At 50.2% G+C, this 24,608-nt stretch carries 21 protein-coding genes; 1 reads left to right on the top strand and 20 read right to left on the bottom strand.

Annotated elements, in window-relative coordinates:
- Positions 1–6: 6 nt before the first annotated feature.
- The 4 genes from H6G45_RS09275 to H6G45_RS09260 all read right to left on the bottom strand — a co-directional run bounded on the left by H6G45_RS09275 (position 7) and on the right by H6G45_RS09260 (position 11,787).
- Complete coding sequence (locus tag H6G45_RS09275) at positions 7–10,341, bottom strand: tape measure protein (RefSeq protein WP_190598171.1); 10,335 nt, start codon at positions 10,339–10,341, stop codon at positions 7–9.
- Complete coding sequence (locus H6G45_RS09270) at positions 10,334–10,525, bottom strand: hypothetical protein (protein ID WP_190598170.1); 192 nt, start codon at positions 10,523–10,525, stop codon at positions 10,334–10,336. Before H6G45_RS09270 ends, H6G45_RS09275 begins: the two co-directional genes overlap by 8 nt.
- A gap of 11 nt (positions 10,526–10,536) precedes the next feature.
- Positions 10,537–10,947 carry a hypothetical protein gene (locus H6G45_RS09265; protein WP_190598169.1) on the bottom strand — a complete coding sequence of 137 codons (411 nt, stop codon included), beginning with the start codon at positions 10,945–10,947 and terminating at the stop codon, positions 10,537–10,539.
- 72 nt (positions 10,948–11,019) lie between these two features.
- Positions 11,020–11,787: a hypothetical protein gene (locus tag H6G45_RS09260; protein ID WP_190598168.1), complete on the bottom strand. Its 768-nt coding sequence runs from the start codon at positions 11,785–11,787 to the stop codon at positions 11,020–11,022.
- Between the two features lie 105 nt (positions 11,788–11,892).
- Between H6G45_RS09260 and H6G45_RS09255 the strand changes: the two genes are divergently transcribed.
- Positions 11,893–12,405, top strand: a complete 513-nt coding sequence (locus H6G45_RS09255) for a hypothetical protein (protein ID WP_190598167.1) — start codon at positions 11,893–11,895, stop codon at positions 12,403–12,405.
- Here H6G45_RS09255 and H6G45_RS09250 read toward each other — a convergent pair.
- The 16 genes from H6G45_RS09250 to H6G45_RS09175 form a co-directional block, all read right to left on the bottom strand.
- Positions 12,390–12,812, bottom strand: a complete 423-nt coding sequence (locus H6G45_RS09250; protein ID WP_206754990.1) for a hypothetical protein — start codon at positions 12,810–12,812, stop codon at positions 12,390–12,392. The two genes, H6G45_RS09255 and H6G45_RS09250, sit on opposite strands and share 16 nt — an antisense overlap.
- 77 nt (positions 12,813–12,889) lie before the next feature.
- Positions 12,890–13,255 carry a hypothetical protein gene (locus tag H6G45_RS09245; protein WP_190598165.1) on the bottom strand — a complete coding sequence of 122 codons (366 nt, stop codon included), beginning with the start codon at positions 13,253–13,255 and terminating at the stop codon, positions 12,890–12,892.
- A gap of 48 nt (positions 13,256–13,303) precedes the next feature.
- Complete coding sequence (locus H6G45_RS09240) at positions 13,304–14,377, bottom strand: D-Ala-D-Ala carboxypeptidase family metallohydrolase (RefSeq protein ID WP_190598164.1); 1,074 nt, start codon at positions 14,375–14,377, stop codon at positions 13,304–13,306.
- Positions 14,374–14,646 carry a hypothetical protein gene (locus H6G45_RS09235; protein WP_190598163.1) on the bottom strand — a complete coding sequence of 91 codons (273 nt, stop codon included), beginning with the start codon at positions 14,644–14,646 and terminating at the stop codon, positions 14,374–14,376. The genes H6G45_RS09240 and H6G45_RS09235 overlap by 4 nt, the downstream gene beginning before the upstream one ends.
- On the bottom strand, positions 14,639–14,854 hold the full coding sequence (locus H6G45_RS09230) for a hypothetical protein (RefSeq protein WP_190598162.1): 216 nt from the start codon (positions 14,852–14,854) through the stop codon (positions 14,639–14,641). The genes H6G45_RS09235 and H6G45_RS09230 overlap by 8 nt, the downstream gene beginning before the upstream one ends.
- Positions 14,854–15,276 (bottom strand): hypothetical protein, encoded by a 423-nt coding sequence (locus H6G45_RS09225; protein ID WP_190598161.1) that lies wholly within the window; start codon positions 15,274–15,276, stop codon positions 14,854–14,856. The genes H6G45_RS09230 and H6G45_RS09225 overlap by 1 nt, the downstream gene beginning before the upstream one ends.
- 61 nt (positions 15,277–15,337) lie before the next feature.
- Entirely contained in the window at positions 15,338–15,622 is a 285-nt protein-coding gene (locus H6G45_RS09220) for a hypothetical protein (protein WP_190598160.1), read from the bottom strand.
- Between the two features lie 3 nt (positions 15,623–15,625).
- Positions 15,626–16,036 (bottom strand): HNH endonuclease, encoded by a 411-nt coding sequence (locus H6G45_RS09215; protein ID WP_199309667.1) that lies wholly within the window; start codon positions 16,034–16,036, stop codon positions 15,626–15,628.
- 379 nt (positions 16,037–16,415) lie between these two features.
- The gene (locus H6G45_RS09210; RefSeq protein ID WP_190598159.1) at positions 16,416–17,036 is read right to left on the bottom strand and encodes a hypothetical protein; all 621 of its coding nucleotides are present in this window, start codon (positions 17,034–17,036) and stop codon (positions 16,416–16,418) included.
- Between the two features lie 161 nt (positions 17,037–17,197).
- A complete protein-coding gene (locus H6G45_RS09205; protein ID WP_190598158.1) occupies positions 17,198–17,386 on the bottom strand; it encodes a hypothetical protein in 189 nt (62 codons plus the stop codon).
- A 5-nt stretch (positions 17,387–17,391) separates the two neighbouring features.
- Positions 17,392–19,386 (bottom strand): phage major capsid protein, encoded by a 1,995-nt coding sequence (locus H6G45_RS09200; RefSeq protein WP_190598157.1) that lies wholly within the window; start codon positions 19,384–19,386, stop codon positions 17,392–17,394.
- Between the two features lie 46 nt (positions 19,387–19,432).
- On the bottom strand, positions 19,433–21,037 hold the full coding sequence (locus H6G45_RS09195) for a phage portal protein (RefSeq protein ID WP_190598156.1): 1,605 nt from the start codon (positions 21,035–21,037) through the stop codon (positions 19,433–19,435).
- A gap of 47 nt (positions 21,038–21,084) precedes the next feature.
- Positions 21,085–22,032, bottom strand: a complete 948-nt coding sequence (locus tag H6G45_RS09190) for a hypothetical protein (RefSeq protein WP_190598155.1) — start codon at positions 22,030–22,032, stop codon at positions 21,085–21,087.
- Position 22,033: 1 nt separating this feature from the next.
- Positions 22,034–23,137, bottom strand: a complete 1,104-nt coding sequence (locus tag H6G45_RS09185; protein ID WP_190598154.1) for a hypothetical protein — start codon at positions 23,135–23,137, stop codon at positions 22,034–22,036.
- Positions 23,138–23,181: 44 nt separating this feature from the next.
- Positions 23,182–23,898, bottom strand: coding sequence for a hypothetical protein (locus H6G45_RS09180; protein ID WP_190598153.1), 717 nt, complete (start codon positions 23,896–23,898; stop codon positions 23,182–23,184).
- 10 nt (positions 23,899–23,908) lie between these two features.
- Positions 23,909–24,349, bottom strand: a complete 441-nt coding sequence (locus H6G45_RS09175; protein ID WP_190598152.1) for a hypothetical protein — start codon at positions 24,347–24,349, stop codon at positions 23,909–23,911.
- Positions 24,350–24,608: the final 259 nt, after the last annotated feature.

The raw sequence follows: 24,608 nt of genomic DNA, 5'->3' as shown, positions 1-24,608 counted from the left end.
TTCCTCCTAACGAATGGCCCGCCGCATTGCTTCCGCCTGTTCCCTGGCCAAGGTATTGGCCGAAGCGTTGAACCGATCCACCGGAGCATGGAAATTCTGCTCAATGGTGATATTCGGTCGGCGATCGCCGTTGGCCTTTTGGCCTTCTGCGGTGGCCAGGGCGGAGGGGTTGAGGTTATAGCTGGGGCGGGAATTTAACCCAGACAGCAGATTACTTTCCAGGTTCATCGGGGCCACCAGTCCCCCCAGGGCATAACCGGGTTTGATGCCTTGGTTGAGGGCATTTAGCAGTGGCAAGCCTAATTCCCTGGTAGCTTCCTTATTGACCACAAATTCCCCAGCATGGACAATGCCCGCTGGTTGATATTTGCCTCCCGGACCTGTGTAACCACCCTCGGAAAAGCCAAATAGACCACCGACCAAACTTTGTACCCCAGTGTTAATTAGGTTTTTACCAATCTCCATCAAGGATTCCATCAGGGCATTGCCAAAGGCCTGCAACGCATTTTCACCCCGGAGCAGGGCATCAAAAAAGCTGTTAAATGCCCCGGCTACCCCCATGCCGATACTCTCGGTTAGGTCGAGGAATTGACGGTCAACCAACTGCAAATTCTGGGCCAGAATATCTGCTTCCCGGTTGATCGCCGCTTGCTTTTCTGCCGCTGTGCCATAGCGGGGGTCATTGAGAATTTCAAATTCTTTCTTGGCAAATTCCGCCCGTAGCCGCTCCTCCTCCATACCTTGCTGCATGGTGGCCGCAGTGTATGGATTCCGCTCCAAGCTGACCGCATTGGTGTTGAACCGTTGTTCCCGTTCAAAGGCCAAATCCGCCCGTTCAATTTGCCGTTGCCCGAAATCCCGCTCAATTTGCTCGATTTTGTTCAGGTAGCCCAGCCTGTTTTCTTCTAGCAGTGCATTCTTTTTGTTCGTCTCAAAAACCTCCAGGTTGATGCGGGCTTCCTCTTGCTTAAATTCAATGGCCGCCTTGGCTTGTTCCAGTTGCAGTCTCCGGGCTTCATTCCCCTCAAATTCTGCCCTGGTAATTGCTTTGGTGATTATCTCCAAGGCGATTGCCGCATCAGCACTTTCCCTTTCATACACTGCCCTCTGAGCCGAAATATCCGCCGACTTTTGCAGATTAGCCAGGTATTTTTTCAGATCCTCTGGCCTGTCGCCCATGGACAAGGTGGCCTCGTTGGCCATGCTTGCCCGGTTCAACTCAATCCGTTTCAGTTCAGATTGCAACCTGGCTTCATTGTTGCCAGAAGCTTGGGCTATTTCCGCCTCTAGCCCAACGGTTTGCAATTCCTGTTGGATAGTCCGCTGTTGGGCTTGAATTTGAATAAATTGCTCCGCCTGTTTCCTCACTTGGTCCAATTGGCCCAATTGCCCTTGGATTTCCGACAAAGCAGATTTGGCCGCCGTAACCGATGCCCCAATCGTTTCCCGGGTCGCATTGTATCGTTCCAGAATCGGTTGCAATAATTGCTGTTGTTCTGGGGGTAAAGAACCAAATCCAGCGGCGATCGCCTCCATTTCTTGCTGAAATCTTTCTGTCCCCTTCAAGAAATCATTAATGTCTCTGACCTGTTGTTCTAACCCCATCCGTTTATTGCGGAAAGTTGCCTCCAGTTCCCGCAAATCTGCCTCTGCCTGACTGGTCAAAGTCTGGCCGCCATAACGGGCGATCAGGTCAGCAAATTCGTTGCGGGCATCCTGGGTAGCGTTAACGGTGTCCCTGGTAAAGCCCCCAAATTGTCGGGATATTTCCTCAAACCGCTGCTGGTTATTTAGCAAAAATTGCTCGACTTTCAAAGCCGCATCAGCATCACTGAGATCCGCCAATTGATTATTCAAGCCCTGCATCTGACTGGTTAACCCCCTAGCCCGATCCACCACGGGGTCATTAGCTGGAGTAGTCGCCGCCGCTTGGTTAGCTTGGGCAGTGGTAGGAATGGAAGCCCCAATCCCTGCTCCCCGAACTTGGTTTAAGGCTTTTTCGTATTTAGTCCTGTATTGTGGGTCGGTAGCATAAATGCCATACTTGCCCCGGAAATTGTTCGCTATAAATTGTTCCGGGGTGGTGAAGTTGAAATTTTTCTTTAACCCCTGTGCGGCCGCCAAAAGCCCGGCCCGCATATTAGGAAATCCTCGATTGTTTCCTGCATCATCATTGCCCCAGTTGAGAGGGTTGTTGTATCTTGCCCCCCGACCTTTTGTGCCAAAACCAGATTCGATCATGGCTTGCACAACTAAGGCATCAACCCCCACTCCCGTTTGTTGGCTGACAGCATAAAAGTCATCAGGGGTCATTGACGAACCAAATTTTTTCAGCAATGCAGCCAAGGCATTTCTGCTTTGACTTTGCTGAGCCGTGGTCGCTGAGGTGCCAGCAGGCTGGGCAGATGGAGCGGAAGCCATGCCACTAGGACGCACAAAATAAGCTCCAGGTTGACGACGGAAATAATCAAAGTCGTTGTAAACGTCGGCTCTGTAACCACGGGAGGCGGAGGAATGGAAAACCTTTTTCCCACCCAAATAGACTCCGGTGTGTTCATCGCCATGCCTTGCCGACTTATCCCAGCCAATAATGTCTCCGGGTTGAATCTTGGAGAAGTCAGTCATCACCTGCCCAACTTTTTTGGAACTGTTGGCCGTGGCATCCATGGCGGAAGTGTTCAATCCTAATGCCTGGGTAAATGCTTTTACTGCGAGAGCGCAGTTATTCACCTGTCCGTTGAATCGAGATGCGGCTTTTACTGCGGATTGGATATTGGCCGGGGTCAGTTGACCAGAGGCATTAGCGGCACTTGCTTGGGGTGCGCCCGTTCCATACAGCGCTCCCAAAATACGATTGGAAGCTTCCTGGGCCGCTTGTTGCTTTTGTTGGGCGTTGAGTCGATTAATTGCCCCCATTTCGTTAACTTCTAGGATACTGACATTGCGCCGGGGAAGCCCTAGCTCATATCCCCGTGGCTTCCATGGAGTGGGAAAACCGCCAAACTCTTTCCGTAGCCGTTGGTCCATCTCGCTAATCTGATTGCCGACAATGACTCCTGCCTTGCCGCCCGCCATGTCGTTGTGAATTTCAAAGGCATAGAATCCCTCTTTTTCCTTTTGCTGTAACCAGGCTCCCACCTGATCTAGGCTCATCTTGGCGGATTGTTCCACCGTCAAATAGGCGACTTCAATGCCCATAGCTTGGGCATCCTTGATTAATTTTTCAAAGATGATTTTGTTGTATTCTTTCTCGCCAGGAGCACCGCCACCCAAGGTATTCCAGTGCCCTGCGGTGATCGCCAGCTTCCGAACCACTCCAGGCTGATTGATTCTGCCTGCCCAATTGCCCTCACCAACTTTTGCGCTGGCAAAATTACGGGTAATTGTCCGCCCAGTTCCTCCGGTTGTTGCCGATCGCCCGGTGGCGGCCGTAGTGGTGGCAGTTGCCGTGGTTCCAGTGGAAGTTGTTGCCGTTCCCCCACCCAAGGAAGCCCGGAACGCATTCACCGCTTCCGTTGCCCCTGCCACAGACCTTTGGAAATCCTGCATTTGATTTTCCAAGCTGTAATTAGCTCCGGCCAGTTGGAAGCGTCTTTGCTGGGAACCCAAAATCGAATCCAGCACCCCGGCCGCTTCATCAAATAAGCCCTGGATGGATTGCACAACCCCATTGAGGAAACTATTGGAACCAGGCACCAATGCCCGTTGCAGTCTCAGTTTTAGTTGCCCGGATTTTAGTTGGTTGGTAGCTTTGGCAATTTCAAACTGGGCATCAACTATCTGCTGGGTCAGGTTCTGGAAAAAGTCATTTACCTGACGGGTAAGCCCAAATACGCTTTCCTCTAGGTCGATGGCATTCTGGGCGATCGCCTCTTGGGTTTGTTGTAATTCCTGGCGGGTTTCGATGATACGCTTGGCCAATTCCGCTACCGCTGTGGTTTGCGGATCTCGATTTTCGCCAATGACTCTTTCCAGGGAAGCCAGATTCATTTCCAGCCCCCGTTCTAGTAGTTGCCGTTCCAGTTCCTGGTATTCTTTGGCAAATTGGTCATCCTGCAATAGGGTTTCCTGTTGCCCCAACATTTGCTGTAAAAAGGCTTCCCGTTGCTGGGCTTCCTGCTGGGAAAGGTTGGCTAAGCCCACCCCCCGCACCGCTGACCCCGTGCCATCCTGCAAAGCTGTGGTCAAGTAATCAATGCGGCGACGACTGGAAATTCGCTCCAGGGTTTCGGAAAATGCCGCCATACTTTCACTGATTTTCTCCAGTTCCCGGCTCAGGGCATTAGTGGACATCTGGACAGAATTAACCAATTTATCGAAACCTTGCTGGGCTTCTTTCAATGCCCCCAGGCGATCTTCTAATGCCGCCCGCTGGGTTTGCTCTGCCGCCCGGGTGATACCTCCCCGAGCTACCAAAGCATCTAAGTCAGACAATGCCTGTTCCGTAGCGGTAATATCTTTGGTCAATCGTTCACCATAGGCAGAGGTGGCCGCCACCAAATCTTCCCGTTGGGCCAATAACTTTTTCTCTTCCTCCACCGATTTTTCGTAGGCTTGGCGATCGCCGGCGATATTTTCAAAGCGACGGGAGCGGACAACATTAAGTTGTTCCTCAATGGCGAGAACTTGCTCTACTCGTTTCTTCTCTTCATTGCCTGCCATCACCGTTTGGTCAGCGGCCAACATTTGGCCACTGCTTTGAACGATGAAATCATTCATCTGCTTTTCGCCCAGGGTGGTCAGTCCCAATGCTTTGCGAGTGCCTTCTAGGTTTAGCCCCGTGTCAAACCCAAAGGGCTTCCAGGTTTGATCCGTAACAACGCCCCGGCCGTCAGTGGGTAGTGGATTTGATTGCGAGGTAGTCTTATTGAGCTTTGCCACTGCCGCTTCATGGGCGATCGCCGCTTTAGTGGCTGCGTCAATAGAATTGGCATATTCCTTGAATCGGTTTTGGGTAACATTGAATGCGGCCCCGAGAGCATCAAGCGCTAATTGCAATAGCAGGGTTTTGGCGATAAATACGCCTAATTGGGGCAATATCGCCTTAATGAATGCCATGATCGCCGACTTGAGCGTGGTTAGGATGGCCATGGCAAGCTGGCTATTTTTAATCACCACAATCAAAGCTTTAGCCCAGGACACGCTATTCCAAGCCAGCACCAATCCCAGAGCAGAAACAAATTGGATTAGTCCTGGCAATAACTTGGTGAACCATTCCACAGCTACGGCCGCCGCATTAATCGCCTCTTTAACACCAAAGAACCAGCCACCCATCCCCCGCTGCATTTCTAGGATGGCGTTGTTATAACGGGCGATCGCCTGGGCGGTGGTTTCAGCACTATTGGAAACGGCAGCATTTTCGGCGGCATATTGAGCGGCCACCTTGGGCAACACATCGGCGGCATTGAGGGAACCGGAGGACATTGCATCATCTAACTGGGCCACCCCAATTCCCATGGAACGAGCGAGGGTGCCCTGGAAATCTAGTCCGGCAATTTCCCCTAATTGCCCCCGAACTTCCTCAGCAGATACCTTTTGCTTGCCCAGCATTTGTTGGATAGCGGCAAACATCCGCCCTTGTTCCTCGGTGGATAGCCCCCGCACCGAAGCAGTTTGGGCAAAAATATCGAATATTTTCTTGGTTTCAGTTCCCTCTAATGCCGTCCCCCGGGTGGTAGCCAGTAGTCCTTGATAGGCTTGCTCGGCAGTTTGTAGGTCAATGCCCAGTTTTTTGGCGGTGTCACTAACAAATTGCAGCTCGGATTTTGCCTTAGCAGAACTACCAGTGAGGGCAACAAAGCTACGGTTCAAGGATTCAAAGCCAATCACAGCCTCAAAACTAGCGCTGGCCAGTTGAGCAAATGCCTGAATGGCCGCCCCAAGCACATTCTCCAAAATCATCCCGCCAAAAACAGCAAGGGCTAATTTACCAATTTGTCCAAAGATGGGGAATGCTTCATTCAATTGCCCTAGCAGTTCCTTCATTGCCCCTTGAAAGGAGCCGACCGCATTGTTAGCACCTTCGTCCACATCCCGCAGGAATCGGCGCACATTATTGGCCGCCCCATCCCCCAGGGCTTCCAAGCCACCATTCCAGCCTTCCACCACCATATTGGCGATTTCAAAGAATTCCTGGGACGGTGATTTGATGCCCAGGGCTTTTTTCGCTCCGGCGATCGCCGCTTCGCCAATATCTACTCCGGACTGTTCGGCACTTTTTAGGTCGGATTCAATGCCAGCGGTGAATCCTTCATCAACACTATTGCCAATTTCCTGCCATAACCCAGTGGCGGCCCGCCCTTTCATATTGGGCTGACCTTTGATTACTTCGTTTCGGAGCTTAGTAGATTCCCCGGCTTTACCGCTCCAGAGCTTTTTGCCCTTGGCGGTGGTGACCTCTTGGCTCATCTGCTGATAGAGCACCTTCACCTGCTCGGTTTGCTCCAACAATTCCAGCCCCAATGCCTTAGCCAGAACTTTATTCCCTTCGGCGATCGCCTGACGGAATTGGGCTTTTTTCTGGTCTAGTCCTTGGTTGAGGTTATCAATTTTGCCCCGGACGGCTTGGGCAATGTCGGCACCGGATGCCCGTAACTCGGTCAGTTCCGTATCTAGTCCGGTTTTGAAGCTATCCCGGATACCCTCTAGCCACTGATGCAGGTAAGCCAAATATTTATCGGCTTGCTGTTTCGGGTCAATGGCAGGGCCCCATGCCGACTTATCGGCCCCACCAAATCCTTCTGGTTTAGGGGCGGCCGGTTCGTCCCAAATATCGTAATCAGCTTTGGGTTCCAGCGCCTTAGTTTTTGCCTTGGGCTTAGCTCGACGACCACGACGGCGATCAGGTTCAGTGGTGGGAGATTCTGGTGCTTGGCTTGATTTTTTGCCTTGGAACACGCCACCCAGGGCATTCATGGCCATGCGTCCCCATTTAACGAGGTTGCCAATGAAGGGGATTTGCTCCAGAAAATCGAGGACTCCATTAAAGGCATCCATCACTGCTTGGCGGCCAGCTTCCACACCATTAACCAGTCCGTCAATGGATTGCTTACCGACTTTTGCCATCCGCTTGGAAGGAGAGGAAATATCCAAGCTTTCCTCGGTTCCTTCCACCAGAGCATCCCCCACCGCAGCCCCAGCACCTAGGGCTTCAGTAACATTGGCCAATACTGCATTAATAAACGATTGGGCCGCATTGTCCCCCGCCGCCGCCATTTCTTGGGCAGACTCCAAATTTTGGAGCAATCCCTCTGGCGATCGCCCCCTCATGTTGGGCTGACCCCGTAGCACCTCATTCTCCACAGCGGTGAGGTTGCCCTTCATGCCCTGGATAGATTTGCGCCCAATGTTCTGGGAAGCCGGATCGGAGAGGATGGTGTCGTAAATTTTGCGGACGGATTGGATTTGTTGCAGTAACCCAATACCCAACTCATTAGCCAATTGCCTTTGACCATCGGCGATCGCCTTGCGATATTCTGCCGCCCGTTGATTGATGGCAGTGGAGAATGACTTAGCAAAATCCTTTTTGCCCTGGGTGGTCATGGTGCGAAAACCGGACAGCATCACCTCGACTTGCTGTTCCGCCGCATCCCTGGCATTTTGCTGGATTTGTAGGAGGTAGGTAGCGAATTGTTCTAGGAGTGGTGCTTCCTCGATTTGCACCTCCGGCACTGGAGAATTCCGGGTTGGAACATCAATCCCTAGGCGATCTTGGGCCATATCCGGGTCAATATTCCGCACCCCACCACGATCCGCTAGCATCCGCTCAATGGAACGTTGCAAATCCCGCATCGCCTTGGTGTTTAGGTTCAGGGCACTAACAACCCCCACCTGAGCCCCGCCCCTGGCCCCTTGGAGCAATTCAGACCGCAGGGCATTCAAGTCCTGATTTCTGGTTTCCGCTAGAACCCCTTGACGGCCAGCATCTAAATTCATCCGACGGGCTTGTTCAATCAACGGAATTAGTCGCTCCGCCTCTGCTTTGAGCGCAACCATATCACCGCTGGCGGCAATATCCCGGAAACCGCCCATCTGTTCTTCTAGGGAACGATATTCCCGATCCGCCAATGCCCCCCGCTCAGTGGAGGACATTTGGTTATAGCCAGGAATCCGCTCGGAAATACCTTGGCTGGCATTATTGCGAGAACGTTGGACTAATCCGTATAAATACTTAATGTATTCTTCTTTTAGCCGCTCGATTTCATAGTCCTGTTGGCCAATCTCCCTAGCTACCCGTTCCTGTTCCCTAGCCCGTTTTGCTTCCCGTTCCTGGGCCTTGGCTAACCGTTCCTGGTTCAAGCGGGTGCGGCGTTGGGACTCACTCTCCGGCTGTGGCGGATCTTGCCAATCAATGGGAATTTGTTGGGGTGGAGGCATTTGGGGCACCGGTCTAACCCGTGGCCGCCCCTGCTCAATGGGAATGGCTACCGACTGGCGATCGCCTGCCTGTTCTGGCTGGAGGGCATCCGTTTGGGCTTGAACCTGGGCTACTTCCCTTTGGGCATTTTCCAGGTCTTGCTTGATTTTGTTGCGGGCATCAATAAACTGATTGGCAACGGCATTAAGCTCGGCAAATTCTGTCCCCAGGCTAGGAAATACACCGGCCAATTGTCGGGAAAGTTGCCGGTAGTAGTCCATCAATGGAGCGATGGATTCCTCTTGGGCAGTTTGGATTAGCTGCTGTCCATCCTTAATTTCCGCTATTAATTTTTTGCCGATGGCTTCTAGCGCTTGGTCGGATAACTGTCCCGCTTCAGCCATATCCGCCGCCACATTGCCTTGATTAACAATGCCGCCAATTTGCTGGCGCAGGCTCTTTTTAAGCAGTGCCCCCCGTTGCTCTGGGGCGATGCGCTCCAACGTTTCTGGGTGGGCGAGGTAGGACTTGATGCCATGGCCCGTCAAGTCGGAAATGCCTGCAACATTATCAGCATCCCGCTTTTTTCCTCTGCGCCCAAAAAGACCGGTTAGCCCAGACTGTTGAACTTCATCGGTTTTGCCAAAAATAGACCGATACCGACCCTTGGTTTTGAAGCCCACTCCCATATTGGGGGAACCCAAACCAGTACCCACCACATCATCAATGCCCGCCTCCATCAAAATGGCGATCGCCTCTTCGACCACATCGCCACCCTGACTGTGGGCCACTAGCTGAATGTTGGCGTTTTTATTTTTTTGCTTGGCGGCAATTACCTTGGCGGCCAACTTAATAGCATCGGGGTTGGCACCCTCCACAAACATATTGCGGAGATAGTTCCAATACAGTTGGAAGGAAAACTGTAAAGCCTCTTCCTTGGCATCCACCAATGGGTCAGTGCTTTGGGTCTTGAAAGGAATGGTTTTCACCTTATCCTTGCCCAACATATCCTTCAGTTTTTTGGCAATATCAACCCCACCCTTGCCTTTGGCACCCATACCCCCAACGGTGAAGATATTTTCCTTATCGTCGGCAATATCAACGTTTTCAAATTGGGCCAGGCGTTGGGCTTCCTGGACGGAATAATTTCTTACCTGCGATCGCCGTCGGGCCCTGACGGTTTCCCTAGCGGACTCTTTGGGATTGCCGACAAAGCGACCAACGCCAGCCCCGGCGGTCTTAGCGTCAAAACCCGTTCTTTCCTTGAACCCTTTTTGCAATCCCTTAGAAATATCAGAGCCAATCTTGAAGCCGATGCCTGCCACTAGCCCTTGGAACACCAAGCCCAGGGGATTATTGCGCCCACCATCAACCTGAATTTTTAGGTTTTTGATTTCTCCGGCCAGGGACTTGGCTAAGCTAGCATTATCTTTTTGCTGGGATTCCTTCGACTTGGCGCTTACCGCTACCCGATCCGCTGTCACCGTTAAAAAAGATGACCGGATGCTGATTTTTTCTGAACCTAAATCTTTTTCCCTGCGTTGTCTCTCCATGGGACGAATGGGACGCAGGGCTTGCCCCCGAATGTCCGCCACCAACGCCCGCATTTCCTGGGTGGTGACTTGCTTAATATCCCCTAGGGCAACTTTCCACTCTGCCAATAACTGATTGGCAAAATCATCCGGCACCATTGCCCTGGCAGGGGCGATCGCCTTTGACTTCCTGGCGGAAATATACCGGCCCCGTTCATCCCTGGGGCGTTCCTTGGGGGATTGCTTAGGGCCAGTAAATGCCTTCGCGGCCCGTTCCTTGCGATTAGCCCCGTCAATAGCTTTGCGGATCGCCCGCAACTCATCGGTCTGCCGACGTTCCTCAGATAATCGAGTGCGACCATAGGCGGCCCGGCGGGAAGCGTCGCCAATCAGAGAATCCCGCAGGCGTTCGATGGAACCAACAACTGCCGCAAAACCCTGATTATTAGCCATGGCCGCCCAATCCCTTCAACGCTTTTTTGATAGATTTGTCATTTCCCTGGGCACCGATCGCCGTCAACATCAACTGATTGCGACGGTCTTCGGCTTCTAATTCAGCGGAACATTCCAGGAAAAGTTTGATTTGGGCAAAGGTGTAATTTTGAATTTCTTCCCACCGATGCCCCGCTTTAATCAATCGGGAAATGGTTAGTCCCCAGTCTTCGCCGGGGCCGCCTCTTCCCCGCTGGCCTCTGCCTTTTTGGGATTTAGTCGTTTGCTGATTGCCGTGAAAAAATCCATATTCATTTGCAGGATTTCCGTCAGTAGGCAGATCACCTCGTCATAGCCAAAATCATCCAGTTCAGAAACACCGGATACCAGGGTGATTAGTTTGGCAATATCGTCCATGACCGCATAACCTTCCTCCTGCTTTTGCAATAGGGCGGAGATCATCTGGTCGGTGGTCAATTCCGGATTAGAGATAATTTGCAGGTATTTATCCACCAACTCCAATGCCTCATTCAATTGCTTAAACTTGAACGGCTTGAGGGTGATGGTCCCGGCGCTGGTGGCGAAGGATTCAGCGGGAATTAAAACTGCTAGTTGTTTGCTGGCCATAAAAATTGTGGTTAAAAAAATGATTAGCCCGAAATCCCAAACGGCGATCGGGCTGAAAAATGAAACCGATTATTAGTCAGCCAAAACGTAATTACCGTAACCAGCCAGGTTACCAGCGGTGGACTGAAGCGGTTCAAACAGAGCTTCAAATGGGCAGGTCATTTGGATAATTTCATCCCCCAACAGGTTGCCCAGGGAAGCAGCATCAAAACTGACCTTGTAGAAGTCCAGGCTCACCCGTTTTTTGTTGATGGTGTTGTAGCCCTGGAAAAACAGGTAATACTCTTTGAAGTTTTCCCCAAAGAAAGATGCTTCGGTGCTATCACCGGAGGTGTAGTTGACCAAAATAGGATCGCCGGCCATGGCAGAACCTTCGGGAACGTAAATCAGACGACCATCCACCACATAATCGTCCCCGGCCACAAAGGTCGTACCAGTGGGATCCGAGGTAATGCTGGTGACCGCATTAACAATGGGCTTGGTCAGCAAAAAGCTACTGCCAGCAGCGGGGGCGGTGTGGGCTTCGGCGGAAACACTAGCACCGGTATCAGTGGCCAAGGTGCCCCGAATAAAGGTTTTAAAGTTTTGGGAGCCAGTGTTATCCAGAATTAGGTTGCCGTTGATGGTGGTCATCCGGGGGATTTTCACATCCTTTTTACCGTCACCGGATTGGTGCTCCATGTGCTCCACAAATTCCTGGGAGGTTTCAAAGGTCAACTCGGACGCATCCCCCAGAAAGGTTAGTCCAGTGGCCGCTAGGGTGCCGGTGGTCAAATCTCTTTCACCAATGTGTACTGTGCCGCCTAGTCGCTGATAATATTCGGGCAATCCAAACGCCATGGTCTTTTCCTCGCAAAAGTTGAAGTTGCCCTAATTGTGGATTTATACAAACTCCCTCTTCTCCGTATAAGCCCACAATAAAAGGGTAAATGCCCCGCTAGTGCCATGCGTTACCTACTGCAAAACTCCACCCTTCCCAGTTACCAAGTCAGCACGGACGACATTCACATCCCCCTACCCTGGATCACAGGGACACTTTTGACGACTACTGCTATATTCTTTTCAATTATCTGGTGGGTGCGGGGACTCAAATCCAATGTGGATGAGTCGAACAAGCGTCTAGATTTGCTGGAGAAGAAAATAACCGAAGGACAAGTACTTGAGTCGAATCATAGAAACGAATTAAAGGAGGATCTGCGAATTTCTCTGCGGCGAGACATTGCAGAATCCGCTAGCGATATTTGTCATGGATTTGAGTTGTTTGCGGTGGAAAATCGGCAAAACATTAAGCAACTTTCTGAGAAACTGGAATCCAGAGACAAGCAGCTTGAAAAGCTGGATTCCAAGGTAGAATATTTGGCGGATGAATTTGCCGGCTTGATAATGCAGCTTCAGTCCCAAGGCTTAGGTATCCACTCCCGTCAAACCAAGGGCCCCGGTGATCAGCGGCCCCGTTGACGGTATTCAATCTCTACACTTAATTCCACCAATATCCCCTGTTTTCCCTTAGCGGCAATTATTTTGCTGTCTCGCATGGCCCGGACGGCAATGACATTGCTATCCCACGGCTCCACCACTACTGCTTGATATAAATCCTCTAGCAAGTTGCAGGAATCCACCAATTTATTCTCTTTGGTTGTCCAACTGAACGCAGACAATTCCACATTGACTTTCTGTTGGTAGTTCTGGTTAATCCTCTCGTATTCGGTGTCGGTGTCACGGAAGGCGATCGCCGGTGGGCCATTGTAATCGTCGGGGTAAACGTCCCAATATTCCACATTTTGGCCAATGTCGGTGCTGTAACCGTTGGCAGTGGTAATGGTGCCCAGTTGGGTTTGTAGGGATTGGAGGATGGCAAGGCGCATAAGGAAAAGCCCCTGAGGAGATAGGGGCATGACACTAAGGAGTTTATGGAGGTCTCGGCTGTGGCTTTATTTTTGATTTATACGGGGTCAGATGGTGATCGCTCTAGATGGGGAGGAATTTCTGGTCGTAGGCGAAACTCCCACCATTGACTATCCACTTCGTCATCTTCGACAAATTCCAACCATCCGCCCCCTTCAAACCAAACGACTCCATCCATCAAAGTGCCAATTTCATAGCCATACTCGAAGCTCAATTTTTCAAGAAATTCTTTATACTCTGCCTCTGTGTATCCTGTTACAAGGTTGACATGGATGGCGTTTTCCTTTTTGTCCCTTGTCCAATAGAAAATGTGAGCGCATCGAATTTGCAGACCTGGAGGTAGGTGTTTGAGTGCCCACAACAACTGTTTTTTTGCGGTATTACGGTAGATTTTTCTGATCATTTTAGCCGGTGGGATAGGTGACAAATAATGGAACCTTGGCGATCGCCGTCAATAATTCCATCTAATGCGCCCAGGGCGTAAGTCGCAGTGGACAAAGCCCTTGCTTGCCCCATAGCCCATGGCAAATGTCCAGCGGGCATCAAGCCAAGATTGGAAATGATGGATATTGCCACTCGCTGGCCTAATGTCAGCAGCCAAACCATAGAGGTGCTGGGAATTCTTTGCCCCTCCTACCCGTTGGTTTACTGCCGGGGGACGATACCAACTTGTCACAATAATTGGACTTCCCCATTCTTCCCTCACCGTATCCAGTTTCTGTGCCAAGAGGATGGCATTCTTGCGATGCTCTGGATTGGTAGGAATGCGCTCTCGCTGATTTAATGCCACTTCCCCAACGGTGAAATACTTGGAGATTTTTGAGTCAAAATTAGCCCAATCAATAGCTGGATTTTTTTCAGCTTCCTCTTTTAATTGGCGATAACTGCCGGGACCAATAATAGTGGGAAATTCTAGCCACCGATCACCTTTCCATGAGGCAAAGGCATGGGCCGTATTTTTGCCAAATTTGCCGTCAATGGTGTCGTCATAGTAGCCCAAAGTCTTTAGGTATTCCTGAATTTCCTTGAGCAGAGCAAACCCCAGCTTATGCAGTTCAATATTTTCCCTGATGACTACCATGGGCGATTCCTCTGGCTTGGATGTCGGTACTGGGTGCAAGTTAAAGAAACGGTGCCGCCCAATTACCGAAGATGGGGTCTTTCCCCTGGCCCAATTGGGGGTGGCAATCCAATCGGCATAGTAATGATCAGCCCCATTGGTGGGGTCTAGCACCAAGTCCTGCAAAACCATATCGACACAGCGACGCACTTCGGCGATCACAGGGTCGGCGGATTCAGTATTGAGATTATTCACCCTGCCCCGGTTGGGGTCATTGTCATTCCAACAACTAAACTGCCAGGGCTGGAGGCAAACTTCCCTAATGGTGTTGGGCCATTGCGGTTTGCGAGTGCGATTGAGGATTACCCAGGCAACTGCCATCTTCCCGATCGCCTTTTCGCCCCTAGCTTCTCCCCAAACTGTTTTGATCAGGATGTCCCGGTCTTCTGGTGTGTAGGAGATCATGCTTCCTCTAAAAAGATTTTGACCAAGCGCCCATCTTGAATGGGATTAATTTCTGCCACGGTGTAATCCTTGTCCCGGATCGCCACGGCATCATTGGGCTGAATACCGGGAACATCAATTTTTTTAACCAAGGCAGAAATGGCCAATCCATTGGCGGCAATAGTCAGGGGGTCATGTTGCTCATTGAAAATACAGGTGAGGGTCTGGCCATTCCAGTCAAAATCCTCACCGAAATCAGCAAAGAAAATCGTTAGATCGTCTTCAAACATCAGCTTCCGGTTCAACCTCAACGGAAACTGTCTCGGCTTCTGGTTCGGCAGGAACTTCCACCAATTCCACATTGACCAGATGAACGTTCAACTCTGGGACGGACATAGGGGGCAAAATATCACCGACCTTGTACTCCACCCCCCGATGCCAACAGCTATATTTCGCCACCCGATAGGCGATCGCCGTTGGTTCTTTTTTCCTGGCCATTACAGAGTCTCCGCTGTGATGTAGGTAATCAGCACATCCACGGATTGGCCAGTCCCGCCAATGGTGCCAGCGGCGGCCCCGTTGGTATCGCAGGCAAACAAGCCAATTTCTTCGTCAGCAGTAACACTGGCGGCCGTATCCAGCAGAGTTTTGGCAGTATTCACAGCGGCTAGATTGGTGGACAGCCAATATTTGTCGGGGTCAGCGGTGGCGGTCAAGCGCCCAATACCAAATTTGACAGCAGTGGTGGCAGAGATAGTTTGCGGATTTTTCACAGCCGCACTGGCCACTACACTCCCAGCGGGGATGGTGCCAATGCTGAAATTAGCAGCGGCGGTGGAAATATCGATGGTCTTGGCGATCGTGCCGGTGGTTAAGCCCTGGGGCAAGAAACTGACGTTGCGGTTGGCGGTTAAGGACATCCCTCTTTCTCTCCAAAAAGTTTGTCTTCATTGTCGATTTATACAGGAGAGGTGCTGGCGGTTAATAAAAAAAGAACCCCCAAAACAATCCAATGGCTAAGCCCAAAAGAGAGGGGGAAAGGTAGCCATCAGCAAATTGCCAAAATTTAGTCCAATTTTTTTGAGGTTGCTTTTCCTTAAGCAGTGAGTCGATTATTTTTTGCGTTTCACTCATTTGCTTGTCCAGCTTGGCATATTGCTCATTTCTGAGTTTTTGATTTTGCTTAATGAGTTGCAGTTGGTCAGCAATCTGTCGGTTAAGTTCAATTGCTTGCTCTTTTAATTCTTGAATGTCAGATTCAATCATTGCTTAATTCCAAATTAAGTCTGCAAAGTTATCTGGTAACAATCCGTTTTTGTTCATTTTGTCCCGCATGGATTTATGTTTGCGGTCCTCTCTGAGTGCATGGCAAACGGGGCAAAGGGTTCTTAAATTACTGACATGATTAGAACCGCCGGAAGATATGGGACGGATATGGTCTATGTGGGCTTTGTCGTAAGGCACTTCCCGCATACAAACCCCGGTTTTTTTGGGCTTGCCATTTTCGGGTGATTCACACATCCCGCCTGATTTTTTCCACACTGCCGCCCTGGTATGTTTCCAGATTTCTAACGGTTGCCGCTTCCAATGATTAACGGGCAAGTTTGGATAACGACGGCGATCCTTTATTTGCTGATAAATTTCTTGGGTATCCATGGCTTTAATTTGATGGGTAAACATGACATAACAAAACAAGACGTGACTCGACCTAACGTGACGCGACAAGCCCTAACAAAACCCGATTCGACTTGACTTGACCCAACCAAACGGGTACAGCCAAAAGCTGTGGGTAAACATGACACAACGAAACACAACCCGACATAACCGGACATAACAAGACACGACTTGGCTCGACTGAATCGGACAGCACCGGACTCGTACAGCCAAAGGCTGTTGATAAACATGACATGACGTGAAAGGACAAGCGGCGACTAGACTGAACCAGACACGACTTGTATAGCCACCGATTGTTTTAAACATGACAAGACGAGACTCAACTTGATGCGACGCAACCTGACACGACGAGACGTGACATAACACAACATGTACAGCCTAAAACCTAATCCTGAATATCAAAGGACTGGATTACATAACGGCCATAGCCAATTGAACCACGACCATCTGCAATCCCGACCAGTTGACCGGCGGCATTTAACGCCTGTTGCATTTGGGTTCTGGCAACAATGGTTACATCCCAAAGAATGGTGAATGTCATTTCCCAACCTGGCTTAACCGCTACTCGGTAACGAATATTTCGGGCTTTGGTGGATGGGTTTTTAACTCCAATCCGTTCAACGTAGGAGGATGGTAGTTCATCACTGGGAACACTGTAGGCGTCAAAAACATCTGGTTCCTCCGGCAACACAATCGGCTCACCATCCCGGCAAAGCTTAATCATGTCGTCTTCAATCTGCAATGTGGCGGCAATGTCATACATGATAGAACCCCGCCCTTTCTTCACATGGCGGCCGCCCTCCTTGATGGAACCAAAGAAATAGGTGGGGGGTAAAAATAATTCTCGTTTCTTGGTCAGCAATACCGAGCGTGTCCATTCAATGGGGTCATGCCCTGCAACGCCGGTCTTTTCTTGTTTCTCTAGCGGTAGAGCGTCAGGACCAAAGTGGTGAATGGCTAGAGTTTTAATTCCTGAAATGGCAACTTTTGCCGCTACAATACTCATTGTGCAACTGCTCCTTAACATGAAGTTGTACTGCCCTTGGGGACGGCCATCCCGCGAAGGGCTCTAACTTTCTGTTTATAACACGCAAAAAATATTACTGTCAATAGGCAAACACTAGCAATAAAAATAACCCCACCAATTTAATGGCAGGGGTAGAAATGCTATTCTTCGGTCTTGGACTTGGTCTTGCGGGTAGTAGTCGGCGCCGGCTTTTGTTCAATGACGACCTCTTCTAACTGGTGCAAGTAGCCATCCACATCAGCATCCGATAATTCGACAATTGCCCCCGGTTGCAGACAGGTTCCGTTTTTTAGGAGTGGGTAAAATCCCTCCCTTACTTTATAAAACATAGGTTTTAGACGGTAATTAGGTCAGTCAAGGCGGCGAAACTCTCGGTATGGCGCAATGCCATATCCAGTGTCTTGATTGCTCGTAGTTCAATATTACCATTTTCATACCCTTTGCCATAGGGATTTGGTAAAATTTCCAGTACGCCCCATTCCGCCACGATGAGCTGATCCCAGCATCCCAGAATCAGAGCAGACAGGTTGGTGCCGTTACCCTTGGCTAGGTTGCTGGGCACTTGGTTGGAAACATTGAATCCGTAACCCAACATACTAGCGGAATCTTTCAGCACAAAGTTCCCTTCCACGCCACTGGATTGCATGGGGGTGAGCATCAGTTTTGCTTTCACTCGGGGGTTGGTAAGCCAATTCATGGTGCTAACATCCCCATTGTCAACTTCGATTTCGGAACAGAGCTTGACAAGATTTTCGTAAGTAGGAGCAGTGCCGTCAGCACCCAAACCAGAGGACAAGGTATTGATGGCGTAATTCAAGACACCCCGAGGCTCATTATTGGTACCGCTACCATAAATTGCCGCCCGATCTACGCCCAATGCGATTTGCTTAACCATATCCTCACGCACTAGCGCCTCTGCACTAAGACTTGCTTGAAGCATGAGTTGGCGGGTCATAGACATCCGAGTAACAATATTTTTGGGACTCAAGCCAATTTGCCCAAAAGTAATATCTGTACTCGGGATTGTGCCCCCTTCCCCTACCCAGTAGGTAGCCGCCACTCCGGTTTGCTTGGGAATTTCCACATTGCCTTGCAGTCCAGTCAAAAAGCGGGCCCCAAGCTGAAAGACGATCGCCTTATTGCGGAGAGCTTCGATAAAGTCCTGGGAGCGGAGTTCGGTGTCAACCAACTGACCACCATAGGCAGTGGCGGCGGTGTTGAGGGCATCCCGTTTTTGATTTCTGCCCACGGTGAGATGGCGGACGGGGATGTATAAACCAGCGGTAGTTTTGCCAATTTTGCGGCCAATTTCTTCGGATACTTCCCGCTCAAAACATTTCTGTTGATATTCAGGGAAGCCAGGGCAAATTGAGCGCAAAGCATTGAGCAAAGAATATTGCTTATCTTCCCTTTCGCCAAAGCCAGAAATATTGGCATCACCTAGGGGGGCACCCAGGGGAACAGGATTGTAATTGCGCTCAATTTTATCCAGGACGATGGAGCGGGCTTCATCAATGCTGGTGCCTTTTTCAATTAATTCATCCCCCAAGGAGGCTAAATTGTGCTTTTTGCAAAGGGCGGCGATGCCCCGGATGCGGTCAGATTCCTGTTGACGGAGCTTGGCCCGTTCTGCCTCCACGTCAAACTGAATTACCTTTTCCTCGTTGTTTTCGGTTCCCATGGCTTCCCCTATAGGTTCGTTGTTGGTCTCAATTGTGGATTTATACGGTGGAGCCTCCCTGGTTTCAGGTTGGGCCGTGACTTTTTCTTCCACCGGCTCTGGTTCAGGAGGTTTCAGGTCTGGTTCCCAACTGCGACCCACGCCCACGGTATGGTCGGCCGGCACCGAAACTAACGAGATCTCCACGGGGGTCCAACGGGTAATTACCACGGTGTCGTCATCATCACCGGGCACTACTCGGTAATCGTCCACCTGATAGCCAAAGCTGATATTTGTTAAAACCCCTTCCTCTACGTCTTGACGAAACTCCTGCACCATTTCCTTTTTTGACCAGCGAATGGAGGCAATGGACCGATCGCCGTCTAGTTTCCAATCGAGGACTTTCCCGAGGGGGCGACGGCCAACCTTGGGGTCACAGCCATGGTCCCAGAGGAAAACCATGCCATCAAGCCGCTCCAGGTTCATCGCATCGGGGGAATGCTGCAAAACTTCCTTTCCCCACCATCGCTCTACGGGCAATTCTGAACTGACGGAGAAGGTCAAAACATCCGGGTCTGTCTCCCGTTCTGCCTCCGACATCATTGGCTCAAGCTGCAAAAACCTTGTCTGTGGCTGTTTTAATGACGTTTCTAGTTTTCTGGTTTCCATGGCACCTTCCTATTCCTAGAAAAATGATGGATTTATACGAACTCCATTAAGCCCATTTTTTAAGGCGTTTTTTGCGCTTGCGGGGTAGTCGTTTTGGTGGCGCTAAATCCTCCAGGTCTTCCTCTTCCGATTCGTCCTCCATTTCATCTTCAGCTTCCATAGCATCCAATTCCGCAACAACGGCGATCGGGGCAGCAGGTTCCACTTCCGCCACCAGTTCTAAGCCATACTTTTTCCGCAATTCTTGCTCTTGGGCCAACTCAGCGAAATGCTCTTCAATGTCGATGCCTTTTTCCTTCAGGATTTTGGTCACAGTGGTAGTGCCCATTTCCAATTCGATTTGCTTGGCTCTGGCATCCTTGCCCGGATCTACCCAAGGCCACGCTTCTCCCACCCAACAGTCTTTAATATAGTGTCCTTCATTCCATTCCCAATCCGCCGGGAATTTGATGTAGTTGGCGATCGCCGCTTGCTTGATAAAAATATGAAAAATCTTATGGTTGAGGTCTTCGTTGATGTCATCCCGAAAAATTTCAAATTGCTTACGCTGCTGGAGTAGTCCGACTCGCATGGAGGAGTAATTGGCATCGGCCAAGTCTCCAGACACCAAATAGCTAGAAGTATTAAGCCCTCGGGCTACGCTCCTTTGCATGGTCCGCACAAATTCCGGCAAGTTGGGATTAGGGGAAGAGGGATCAAAGGGCACCAACTTTTTGCCGGGGGGCAAATCGTCAATCATGCCCGGCTCCATCTGGCGATAGTAGTAGCCATCATCATCTTGGGGCAAACCGATTTCGTCGGGGGCTTCATTCTCGAAAAACATCCCAATGCAGGACTGTATGCGGGCTTTGACGATTTCCGATTCTTGATAACCCAACAAATTCCGGGCTTGGATAATCACTGAATGCAAAGCGGGAACGCCCCTGGTCTGTCCCGGCCGCCAACCCCGCCAATTAAAGATGTGCAAAATTTCTGAAGCTGGAATCCGTTGGGATGGCCCCTGATGCCCCTGCCAAATATCCCCTGGGTGATAGGGACGCACCCAATAGGCCACGGGACGGCCCCATTCATTCACCTCCACCCCCATGCGGACATGGTTGCCGTTGGGAGTTTGTTGCACGGTGTATTGGTCGTCCAGTTGGTCAGCTTCAATTAGCTCCAGGGCGAAGGGTAACGGCGAATCCTCAAACCGTTTTTTCACTATCCGCACCAATATTTCGCCACTCACAAGCACGGATAGGAGGACGGTTTTTTGCATTTTCCAGAAGGTAAGCTTCCCCGCCGCATCGCACCATTTAGGATTGTCCGCCCACCGATTAAATGCTTCTTCTATGGCGGTGTTAGTTTTAATATCTAGCCCGCTGCCCCGCTTCTTGGTCACCTTGGACTGAAGCAGAATGCCTTGGCCCACCGTCTCGGACACAATATCATTCACCGCCCCGCATACGTTAGGGTCATTGCGGTATAAATCCCAACTTCGTTGCCGCAGGGTAACCAGCGCACTCCACAATTCACTGTCCGCACTGCCTCCCCCAGTGAACCACCCGGACACACTGGCCCCATCCCGACGGCCACCGTCATAGCCTCGCTGCTTTTGCTCTGCCGTGGGAATTCGGAATAATTTGGCTAATAACTGTTGAAATTTGTTCATGGCCACTGGCGATCGTGCTGTGGCCTAATTCTCAATTTATACGTTTCTTAAACCATGGTGCTGTGAACTTGCATTAAAACTGTTTTTCCGGCAAAGGTAGCCACGGGCAAAAACCAGGGACTACTGGTGGTGATGGAGCTAATTCGTACTGGTTTAAGTAGGGTATAACTCCCTTGAGCCAAAAGTAATCCCGGCAGTCTGCCGATGCATGGATCGCCAATGTCGGTATCACTATCGAACACATAAAAGTCGGTGGCCCATTGGGCGGTAGGCTCTTCCTCGTTGGCGCAAACAATTTCGTATTCTGCCCTTCCGGTACTCAGGGCCGCTTTGCTTGCGTCGGCTATGTAGTGGGAAAGGTCAAAAGGAAGAATGGTGTTGGCCCCGGTGGCTCCTGTTGAAGCAGATGAACAGCCTCCAACCACTGTTTGAGTTAACAGGCTAGCGTTGTAGTAATCAAATCCGGTGTTGATGTCCTGAACTTTGCCAGCATAACTAAACCGATAAACGTACCCTTCGTCGGCATATTTGTAGTTGAACTCCAGAATTGCCGTGTGGTTGGCACTGGCTCCAATTACCACATTGGAGTTAATATTTGCGCCCGTGGGAAAGCTCAAAATATCGTCAATGGCGATCGCCACTTTTGCTCCGCCGGTTCCGGTTCCATCCCAGGACTTCCCAGCCCAAACCCCATCTAAGGTACTGAGGCTAGCGGTGGGGGCACCATTGGCGATCGTTGGGCCACCTGGAAATCCATAATGGGTAGACAGAGGGGCAGAACTAGCCGTGGCTACTCCCCAAAATCCCCCACTTTCTCCTGCTGGTGTGTATGAAAGGTCGCTGTAAAGTGTTGCGATGGCAGTTCTAAGGGCGGCAATGTCGGCAGTTTTGGGGAATCCAGCTAGGTGAAAATCTGTCCGAAAAACTGGATTGTGATTGCTCCAAATGCAATTACCTAGGTATTTGTTGCCTGCGCTATCGGTATGGGTAGTCATGTCAATTGGGGTCTTGGGTGATGGTGTAATCGGGCGGCTCTAACTCGCATTGTTCACACTCGTCAAAACCATCCTCCTGAGTCCAGACAAATTCGTAATCTGGAGTTTCCAGGTCACAGTTTTCAAGGTTGTCAAAACCAGTTTGTTGATCCCAGGTAAAACTGTAGTCTGGGGCTGTTAATTCACAGCTTGCACCTAGATCAAATTGCTCCTGACGGTTCCATGTAAAGCTGTAATCTGGCGTTGTCAGGGTGCAACTTTGTCCTGCGTCAAAGCCCGTTTGCTGATCCCAGGTAAAGCCATAACTGGGTGGTGTCAGTTGACAGAATCCAGACTCACTGCCACTCCAGGCGATCGGCGAAACTTCAACAAAATACTGGTAAGCAATCCAGCTATTGCCACGGTTGAGAGTCAGGAAGAAAAAGTAATGTCTAACCCCAGGAATCAATTCTGGTTCCCCACGGGGCCAAATAATTGCACTATCCCACTGGACATCACCGCCAAGGTAATCCAGCGATAGGTAAACTAACCGGAAAAACAGGAAGCGATTATAAACAAAGTCAATATCTGTGTTGCCCGTTATGGGCGCATTAAACCTAGTTCTGTTAGTTGAATCAATAGTCAAAACTCCAACCGGATCAGGCTCAACCGGAGGTTCTTCGGGATCGCCTTCATCACCGCCACCACCCCCGCCGCCACCGGGAGGATTAACGTCTTCTGGGTCAATTTCGTTGGTTTCCCCTGGTATTAATTCCTCATCTAGGTCTACCCCAAACGGGAAGAATCCCCGCTCCCAGACGTACCAAACCCCAGTAAAAAAGTAGACATAAATTGCCCTTAACCCTGTATTAGCAACGTCTTCCCCATATTTGTTCAAATCAACAACCGGGGTGCCGTCAAACTCTTGAATTTTGAGGGTCTTAACCCCATTGCCTCCATGGACAATTTCAAATTCACAATACCCAAGCCCATCTGGGTTAGGGAGCTTGACGACAGTGTTGTTTTCAAGGGGCCTTAAAAGCTGGAAATATTCGTCCGTTGCGACCAATTGTTTTTTGGTTATCAACTGAGCGACAATACCCTTTAAGGGTTGCTTTCCGTTCAATTCGGATCGCAACCCTGTTATTTGTTTAATCGGGATTCCCGGCATTAGCTGGCAAAGTAGTAAGCGACGACATTATCAGTCGTTTGCAGCGAGAACCCTGCGTTAGCCGCACTCCAAGTTAAAGCTAGTCCGCTACGACTAAAGGCCGGACTGGGTTCAGTAGAAGCAAAAACTTGCCCATTCACAGAAAGCTTCATAGCACTGCCGGTGGCAGGGGTAGTGGACAAGTCATCCAGGGTATCTGCTGCAGTAACAGCGATTGGCTCTGCTATTTCAGGATTGGCCCCACCATTGCCTGGGGTAGGTTCAGAATAGACGTTTTTTAACGTTAAGGCGATCGCCGCATCAACAGGGTATTTATCGGCGGTGAATCGGTAGGGAAAATAGAGGTCAATGTCCGTGGCGGGACTGATGCTGTGGGCAGTTTGGGCACCGGCATCCAAAACATAGTAGGTCAGGGTATAGGCCCCACCAGATTCAGTAATTCGACCGTAAACTTCGTTGCCGGAACCATCAACCAGTTTTTCTTTAGTGGCGCTGTCGTAAATTTCGACTCGGTTATGATCGCCGGTTGCGATTACGCCTTCCCCCTCGCTGGCGCTGATTTGCACAGGGACAGCGGTTCCACCTCGTCCAGCGGTGCCTAGGGCGGCGGTAATTTCAGTTGTGATTACGCCACTGCCGCCGGTTGCCTCAAATGCGGCAATACCAACCCAGCCAGCGTTAATCCAATCTAATTGTTTGCGTTGTAAAAGAGTCATTTTTTTGCTCCTAGTAATAGTAGATTTCGAGGCGATCGCCAGACTCAAGGAATTGAGGGGCTAGCCAATAGATCACATTGCCAGCGGCGTTGTAATCCTCTCCATAAAACAACTTTTGTCCATTTAAGAAGAGTTTTGACCTAGCAGGGGCAAGGGGGGAATAGTCCAGAATAAATTCATCTTGTCCATTGGTAATTGGCAAAACCTGATAATATTCATCAATTTCATAGACAGAAATAGCAGTAGTCAGGTCAGATAGTTCTATTTCTAAAACCTCGTTTTCTACCACTATTTCTTGTAAGGTAACAGGCTCTAAATGCAATCCAATGGAGGGCTGGGGATTGATTTCGATTAAGAGTATTTCTGGTTCCAGTATTAGCTCATAATTTACATCCTGAGCCGTTAATTCATGGGTGGAGCAAACCGATATTTCTATGGTCGAACAGGTCATGCGACAGTGACCTCCTCTATCACTTCCACATAAGAAATCGTAATTACGGCGGATTCTATGACGAGGTGGTACAATGAGGGACAAATATTCAGGGGAGTTCATCGAAAAGTAAAATGCCAGCTCTATCAGTTGATCTAAGAGAAAGGATAGTCAAGACCTATGAAGGTGGTGGAACCTCAATTAGAAAAGTAGCAGAGCAGTTTCAAGTAAGCAAAACGACCGTTCAGGATTTGCTTAAATTGAAACGAGAAACGGGACA

It is taken from the genome of Synechocystis sp. FACHB-383, assembly GCF_014698605.1.
Classification (GTDB): domain Bacteria; phylum Cyanobacteriota; class Cyanobacteriia; order Cyanobacteriales; family Microcystaceae; genus Synechocystis; species Synechocystis salina.
This window is presented reverse-complemented; position numbering and strand designations above follow the sequence as displayed.

Excerpts from the sequence above, each read along its gene's own strand:
- H6G45_RS09275 (WP_190598171.1), bottom strand. The coding sequence starts at position 10,341 with ATGGCTAATAATCAGGGTTTTGCGGCAGTTGTTGGTTCCATCGAACGC.
- H6G45_RS09265 (WP_190598169.1), bottom strand. The coding sequence starts at position 10,947 with ATGGCCAGCAAACAACTAGCAGTTTTAATTCCCGCTGAATCCTTCGCC.
- H6G45_RS09260 (WP_190598168.1), bottom strand. The coding sequence starts at position 11,787 with ATGGCGTTTGGATTGCCCGAATATTATCAGCGACTAGGCGGCACAGTA.
- H6G45_RS09255 (WP_190598167.1), top strand. The coding sequence starts at position 11,893 with ATGCGTTACCTACTGCAAAACTCCACCCTTCCCAGTTACCAAGTCAGC.
- H6G45_RS09250 (WP_206754990.1), bottom strand. The coding sequence starts at position 12,812 with ATGCGCCTTGCCATCCTCCAATCCCTACAAACCCAACTGGGCACCATT.
- H6G45_RS09245 (WP_190598165.1), bottom strand. The coding sequence starts at position 13,255 with ATGATCAGAAAAATCTACCGTAATACCGCAAAAAAACAGTTGTTGTGG.
- H6G45_RS09240 (WP_190598164.1), bottom strand. The coding sequence starts at position 14,377 with ATGATCTCCTACACACCAGAAGACCGGGACATCCTGATCAAAACAGTT.
- H6G45_RS09235 (WP_190598163.1), bottom strand. The coding sequence starts at position 14,646 with ATGTTTGAAGACGATCTAACGATTTTCTTTGCTGATTTCGGTGAGGAT.
- H6G45_RS09230 (WP_190598162.1), bottom strand. The coding sequence starts at position 14,854 with ATGGCCAGGAAAAAAGAACCAACGGCGATCGCCTATCGGGTGGCGAAA.
- H6G45_RS09225 (WP_190598161.1), bottom strand. The coding sequence starts at position 15,276 with ATGTCCTTAACCGCCAACCGCAACGTCAGTTTCTTGCCCCAGGGCTTA.
- H6G45_RS09220 (WP_190598160.1), bottom strand. The coding sequence starts at position 15,622 with ATGATTGAATCTGACATTCAAGAATTAAAAGAGCAAGCAATTGAACTT.
- H6G45_RS09215 (WP_199309667.1), bottom strand. The coding sequence starts at position 16,036 with ATGTTTACCCATCAAATTAAAGCCATGGATACCCAAGAAATTTATCAG.
- H6G45_RS09210 (WP_190598159.1), bottom strand. The coding sequence starts at position 17,036 with ATGAGTATTGTAGCGGCAAAAGTTGCCATTTCAGGAATTAAAACTCTA.
- H6G45_RS09205 (WP_190598158.1), bottom strand. The coding sequence starts at position 17,386 with ATGTTTTATAAAGTAAGGGAGGGATTTTACCCACTCCTAAAAAACGGA.
- H6G45_RS09200 (WP_190598157.1), bottom strand. The coding sequence starts at position 19,386 with ATGGAAACCAGAAAACTAGAAACGTCATTAAAACAGCCACAGACAAGG.
- H6G45_RS09195 (WP_190598156.1), bottom strand. The coding sequence starts at position 21,037 with ATGAACAAATTTCAACAGTTATTAGCCAAATTATTCCGAATTCCCACG.
- H6G45_RS09190 (WP_190598155.1), bottom strand. The coding sequence starts at position 22,032 with ATGACTACCCATACCGATAGCGCAGGCAACAAATACCTAGGTAATTGC.
- H6G45_RS09180 (WP_190598153.1), bottom strand. The coding sequence starts at position 23,898 with ATGACTCTTTTACAACGCAAACAATTAGATTGGATTAACGCTGGCTGG.
- H6G45_RS09175 (WP_190598152.1), bottom strand. The coding sequence starts at position 24,349 with ATGACCTGTTCGACCATAGAAATATCGGTTTGCTCCACCCATGAATTA.